Consider the following 6,077-nt stretch of genomic DNA (forward strand, 5'->3'; position numbering starts at 1 on the left):
TTATATAGAGTATTTTGGCAGGAAGTTAAGAATTTTAGCTACCACTTCATTAAAATATGGATGGTATTTTAAATTCCCTTCCCTCAAATACTTTTCATGCTTCTCCACTTTTTTGTAGGATTCTTCTAATTGAAAAAAAGCAATCTTTTGGATAATACGATGGACAATTTCTGAAGCCCAAAAATAATTACCTCCAGCAATAGCATGTTTATATAGCGTATACTCTTCCGGGAGTTCGGCTAAGATTATTTTTACAATCTTTTTCTTAAACTCCTCATTTCCACCGGACAATTCATCTAAATAAGTCATAGAGGGGTCCATAATAGTCTTGGATGCATTTAGAGTAGATAGATTGGATAACAGTCTCCTCCCCTTTTAGGGATAGACAAGGAAGTTTTAACAGGGTCAACATCCAAAACCATTTCTTTCCCCCTCCTAATATCTCCAATCCCCATTTTTACCAAAAAGGTAAAAATCCAATATTTGGGATCTTTGATATGACTTACATAAACTGACAGGTGATTCATGGGTTTTCCTTTTACCAAAACAGTAATAAAATCCTTAAATCTGGTTTGAAGGTCCAGAGGACTTCCTACTATGACAGGTAAAGATCCATCCAACTCATAGGACAAGTTGTTTTGTCCCCCAATCTCTCCAAAAACTGACGTGATCAGATCATAGCTATCCAAGATTTGCTCTTGGTAGCTAAGCGGGAAGAATTGGTTTTCCACATGATCTGCCATTTACATTCTTTGAATTAATATGGGGGACAAAAGGGCAATCAAACAACTTTTACTCTTACATGATTTCTCATGCTCCTTATCCACCAATAGGTTTAACAGGTATTCAATTAATCTTTGACCATCGATTAATCAAATGATCTGAACAAATGTAATTCTGATGAAAGAGCCCGTGTAAAAAATTAGCTCAAAACCGTTCAACTATCGGTGAATGGCTATTTCCTATCGGTAAAAAATATTCCAAAATTGCTTTAATGATATTTCTCATAAAAAAAGCCTCTTCAGATTTATCCGAAGAGGCTCTCATAAGAATGGATCAAATTAATAATATCTCACTTCACAGTCTGGAATAGCTTGCTTAAATCGATCTACAGTTCGGCTGGACAACCTGGTATTAAAGCAGCTCAATTTTTTCAAATTGTTAAGCCCTTCTATCGGTCTCAATGACCTCAAATTGGTACTTGCTACATCTAACTCAATTAGGTTGATCAGTCCTTCTAGACCTTTCAAGCCTGTTAGGTTTGTTCCTGAGAGATTCAAGACTTTCAATTCAGTCAATGAACCCAATGGATCAAGATCTTCAACTCCTGTATTAGAAAGATCTAAGGTTTCAAGAGAAAATAAACTTGAAACAGGCAGAAAATCAGTAATAGGTGCTTGAGATAGTCTCAAATTGGTCAATAGATGCAGTTCTGAGATTGGCGAAATATCAGACAAAGGTGCATCAAAGATCACCAGGGACCTCAAATTAACAAAAGCAGTCAAAGGCCTAATATCTCTAATAGAGACGCGCTCAAGGTCTAATGACGACTTGGCTGTCAAATTATGCAATTGTTCTGTAGTAGGCTCCTCGGGCATGCTAAATTGCCTTCTAAACAATTCTTTCCAGTCAGAAGGTAAATTAGTCCACCATTGATTCAATTCCTCTACCCTATAAACCAAAGTTAAATCAGACTTCTTCATCAAAACTTCTGGAACCTCTTCTCCAAAAATCGATGATCCATTGACATTTAAATAACTAATATTTGGCAAGCTTAAAATTGGAAGGATACTTTCTACAGGGCTCCCTTCCAAATTAATTTTCTTTAAGCTCTCATTGTTTCTTATTGGATTTAAATCCTTGACCAATGTATTGGCAGCTACTAACTCTTCCAAGGTGTTCACCTCACTAAGAGGTAGCAAGTCATTGATTGGATTATCGGATAAATTAATCTTTTTCAATTTAGCAAACCTTGTCACTGGATTCAGAGTTTCTACTCCAGCTCCTGAAAGGTCCAGCGACTCAAGTCCAATCGTTGAAGTCAGAACTTCGACATTTGGAGAGTTGCTTCGAATTTGGGGATTAGCATTTTTGAGACTTTCCTTCCAAGCTTCCGATAATCCGGACCACCAAGACTCCAGGTCCTTGACATGGTGAATCAACAATACTTTAGGATTATTCCTGATGAAATTATCCGCAGAACTTACCGAAAGACTTGTCTCATCGGCCAATACCTTTTCTAAGTTTGGTTTAGCATTCAATACCGAGATATCAGCTACTTCAGTTTGAGTCAGGTCAACAATCTCCAGATTTGTCAACTTATTTAACGGTGTCAGATCTTTGATATTCGTTTGAGACAGATTGATATATTTTAATGCTTCCAATTCTCCCAAACTTGTGAAATTGATCAGGTAATTTCTACTCAAATCCAAGTCTTCCAATCGTGATAAATCCTTGATATTTTCGGCATTATTAAAACCGCTTTCTGTCAAATCCAATGACCTCAAGCTGTCAAATTCATTTAGCACAGCAAAACTCATTATTGGAGTTCTCTCAGCCTTTAGGCTTTTCAGAGACTTCAGATTACTAAGCTCACTAATGTCTTGAATCTGGGTATTGGAAATATCCAAATGACGCAACCTATCAGAATATTTGATAAACTGAATATCTGAAGTTGGAGTATTGGCTACATTGAGATACTGAAGAAAGGTCACATTGGAAATAGGCCCCAAAGCTGTGATTTGGGTATTACTCAAATCGACATATTTCAAATCCCTTAATGCTTCCAAGGGTCGTAAATCCAATAAGCTATCTGTACCTGAAATATTAAGGGTGTCAATAGAGACAAACTTATAGAGCTGATCCAAATCAACCGAATCGAAAGGTGACAATTCGAATCTCTCTTGAAAATAAGCCTTCCAATGAGGGTTTAGGATTTCCCACCATTCTAATAACTCCTCATCTCTGCTCAATTTGGTCGTATACATACTGACGATTTTGAGCTCCTGGCTTTTATCATCAAGATTTACTTCAACAAATCTAGGCTTTGTATTACTAATTTTTTTTCCATCATTATCTGATGCATCTATGGTCCTATCCAAAGACACCACGAAGTAAACCTCTCCATTGTCTTTTTGGGCAGGTTTTACGTCTCGGATTTTGAATTTGAAATTGACATCCTGATAGAAGAACTCAATATCCTTCATGTAGGCTGTGACATCCTTATTGGTCACTACCTTTCTATCCAAAAGAAGGTCATCCTCCACTTGGACACTAGCATCACGGAATATCTTCAGATAACTCTCCCTAATGATGACATCCTTATCCCTTGCAGGGGTTTCAGAAGATCCTACCGTGTTCAGCAAATACTCAAGGAATCGGACCTGATCTTCCACTTTGGATGAAAAATCTTTAATCTCCTCTTTTGTATACCCTTTAATGCTTTGGGAAAAAGCAAATTGGCTTGTCAAAAAAAGAAATATCAGAAAAAGGAAATGTCTGTTACTTCTGATCATAAATGTACTTTTCAATGGTTTCCTTATCTCCAGGATTAAGCTTTACTAAATTTGAAATCAGCCATCCAGTATTGAAACCTGGACGGTTGAACTGTGATACTTCAAAATACCAGCCATCTATTTGAAAGAAGTGAAACTTAACATCATTCACCGTGATGAATTTTAAATTATTTTGTTTCATTTCATACAAAAACAATGTCAGGTAATCCGGGTGAAATGTGGAACCTGTAAACGCTTCAGGAAGTTTGGAATCCTGAAATGCTCTTCTTAAGTTCATAAATCCCAGTTCATGGGATAAAGGATGTAGAAAATCCTTTTCCCCACCTACGGGTTTATTGAACAAATTTTTAAATGGAGGAAAGCTTACTGCATCAATAACCCATTCGTAGCCCAATCCTTCCGGTTGGATTTTCAGGATTAAGGTTGCGCTTTCTCTTTTCCCTTTGAAGGTAAATTCTGCTTGTACTTCAGAATACCAACCTTCCCTATGAAAATTAAGAAATTGAGGATATACCTCAGAAAGAACATTTTTTGCAAATTGTTCCCTTAGATCTTTGGAAATAGAGCCAGTTTGATTATCGAAAAGGACTTGAAGAAAACCTTGTCTTAAGGCAATATTATGATAGAGTGAGTCTCCTGGATAATACCGTGTATTCCCATCTGTTGGTGACTCTTCGCCATTAAAGCGTCGAAAAAATTGATTTAATTGTTTGGTAGAAGCGGCAAATCTGCCGTCATCTTTGATTGTACCGCCAGAGCCAATGCCCTGAGCGGATACAATCGAAATGCTTGCGAATAATATCGCAAAAGTAATTAGGGTAAATCTCATGCGGAGGTTTCAGTCACTCGCACATCACCTAGCATAACATCCCAGAATTCGATGGTTCTACCGGCAATTTGAGTTTGTTTTTTCTCAACGTAGATCGTGATATCTTTCTTTGTGGTGTCTTTATAATTCATTCCAGTCTCGATAGATGTACCTTCGAATCTCTGGAAGATGGTGATCACACCAACATATCTTCCGTCAGGTTGTCTTTCCAAGTCGGAGATGTATTGGATATCATACCAAGTGATATTGACACGGTCGTAATTAAGGGCCATTAGACGCTCAAAGTATCTTCTTACTTTATAGTAAGCGATCTCATTAGAGTTGATACTTGATACACCCATTTCAGCTCCTGGAGCAAATAGCTCTTCAGCACGATCCATCACGCGGTTTGCCTCAGAAAACTGAGTGTCTTTGCTACCGATGATAGCGATGTATTTACTTAAGTCTTTTACTTTCTCCAATGCCAAAGAATCAATCGCCTGCTTTCTAGCAGGACTGATGTCATCTGACTGGGCAAGGACTACAACCGAACTTGCAAGAAAGAGGCCAAGAAATAGAATTAATTTATTTTTCATTTTGGATTGATTTACTAGGGATGATTATTTTCTTCTCAATTCAAGCTCTGAAACTTTACCATTTGCATCCAAGCGGATGTCAGAGATGTAGTTCAGATTTTTCTTGGTATCCTTCAAGTATTCAAGATACTTTCGAATAGTAGTGGGTTCATCATAATCTTTAATTCCGTTTTCTTCGTGAATCACGATCAAAACAGGAGTATCTTGATTTGAGAACATTGCCAACGTCTGCTCAATAGATTGATTTGCCATAGCGGCGCTGCTTGAACCTGCTACTGAATTAAAGGCGCTTTCTAGTTTTTGCGCTGCAACTTCTTCAGCTGATGGTTGTGGAGCTGGAGGAGGGGTTTCCTCTACACGCTCAACAGGTGCAGGTGCAGGCTCTGGCTGTACAGCTTTTTTCTTAGACTTACAGGCACCCACTGCCAGCAACGCTACCAAAGCAAACATCAAGGAGCGATTTAGCGAAAATGAGATCAGCTTTTCTTTCATTTTGGGGATTGGATTAAGATTTATTTGGTTGTCCGGAAAAACGTAATGTTACATTTTTCCCTTTTTGAAATTTGGCACAAAGTAAATAAAAACCAATGATTAACGTGCAATGCTTGTTCCAAAAGAACGTTTACTTCTGTCAATTTTTCTTTATTCCATTTAAGCGGTAAATCATTTCAAACATAAATGGGGAGAAATGGGGAAATATTCCGAATTGTGACAGATTTTTTCCTCATTGAGTTTAATTTTTCTTTCAGACTATACGATTACCCAGTCAAATGTTTTGAGTACTTCTTTTTTCAAAAAAGAAGACAATTCAATCAGGCCTCCTTGAAACCTAATAATTAAATTGTAATTGAACCATTTGTACCTTATCGATTCAAAGATCAACAAAATTAAGTCAAATGGACTATTTTTTACTTTCGAATTTAACCATGAACTGATTAATTCTACATCAAAATTGCATAGCTCATTTCACGACCTTGATTCACCTAAATTATTGTTTTCATCATTAAATAGTCACCATGGCTAATTTATTATTCAACTATTTTTTAAAAATAGACCAAAAATACCCTGTTTAGGGTATTTTTTCTTAAGCTAAAAGATTGCAAATTTGAGAAGTGTTAAGTTTTAATCAGGCAATGCCTAAACAAAAAAGGCTCCGGG

The 6,077-nt window shown here is 37.0% G+C and carries 6 protein-coding genes; all 6 read right to left on the reverse strand.

Going from position 1 to position 6,077, the window contains the following annotated elements; translation table 11 throughout:
* Window positions 1-309: a hypothetical protein gene (locus O0V13_RS15585; RefSeq protein WP_268035900.1), complete on the reverse strand. Its 309-nt coding sequence runs from the start codon at window positions 307-309 to the stop codon at window positions 1-3.
* 29 nt (window positions 310-338) lie between these two features.
* Complete coding sequence (locus O0V13_RS15590) at window positions 339-743, reverse strand: hypothetical protein (RefSeq protein ID WP_268035901.1); 405 nt, start codon at window positions 741-743, stop codon at window positions 339-341.
* Between the two features lie 318 nt (window positions 744-1,061).
* Window positions 1,062-3,515, reverse strand: coding sequence for a leucine-rich repeat domain-containing protein (locus O0V13_RS15595; RefSeq protein ID WP_268035902.1), 2,454 nt, complete (start codon window positions 3,513-3,515; stop codon window positions 1,062-1,064).
* Window positions 3,502-4,344, reverse strand: a complete 843-nt coding sequence (locus O0V13_RS15600; RefSeq protein ID WP_268035903.1) for a hypothetical protein — start codon at window positions 4,342-4,344, stop codon at window positions 3,502-3,504. Before O0V13_RS15600 ends, O0V13_RS15595 begins: the two co-directional genes overlap by 14 nt.
* Window positions 4,341-4,919 carry a hypothetical protein gene (locus O0V13_RS15605; protein WP_073573090.1) on the reverse strand — a complete coding sequence of 193 codons (579 nt, stop codon included), beginning with the start codon at window positions 4,917-4,919 and terminating at the stop codon, window positions 4,341-4,343. The genes O0V13_RS15600 and O0V13_RS15605 overlap by 4 nt, the downstream gene beginning before the upstream one ends.
* Before the next feature lie 24 nt (window positions 4,920-4,943).
* Entirely contained in the window at window positions 4,944-5,369 is a 426-nt protein-coding gene (locus O0V13_RS15610; RefSeq protein ID WP_268035904.1) for a nucleoid-structuring protein H-NS, read from the reverse strand.
* Window positions 5,370-6,077 lie beyond the last annotated feature (708 nt).

Source organism: Algoriphagus sp. PAP.12 (genome assembly GCF_026652115.1).
Taxonomy (GTDB): domain Bacteria; phylum Bacteroidota; class Bacteroidia; order Cytophagales; family Cyclobacteriaceae; genus Algoriphagus.

Excerpts from the sequence above, each read along its gene's own strand:
- O0V13_RS15585 (WP_268035900.1), bottom strand. The coding sequence starts at position 309 with ATGACTTATTTAGATGAATTGTCCGGTGGAAATGAGGAGTTTAAGAAA.
- O0V13_RS15590 (WP_268035901.1), bottom strand. The coding sequence starts at position 743 with ATGGCAGATCATGTGGAAAACCAATTCTTCCCGCTTAGCTACCAAGAG.
- O0V13_RS15595 (WP_268035902.1), bottom strand. The coding sequence starts at position 3,515 with ATGATCAGAAGTAACAGACATTTCCTTTTTCTGATATTTCTTTTTTTG.
- O0V13_RS15600 (WP_268035903.1), bottom strand. The coding sequence starts at position 4,344 with ATGAGATTTACCCTAATTACTTTTGCGATATTATTCGCAAGCATTTCG.
- O0V13_RS15605 (WP_073573090.1), bottom strand. The coding sequence starts at position 4,919 with ATGAAAAATAAATTAATTCTATTTCTTGGCCTCTTTCTTGCAAGTTCG.
- O0V13_RS15610 (WP_268035904.1), bottom strand. The coding sequence starts at position 5,369 with ATGTTTGCTTTGGTAGCGTTGCTGGCAGTGGGTGCCTGTAAGTCTAAG.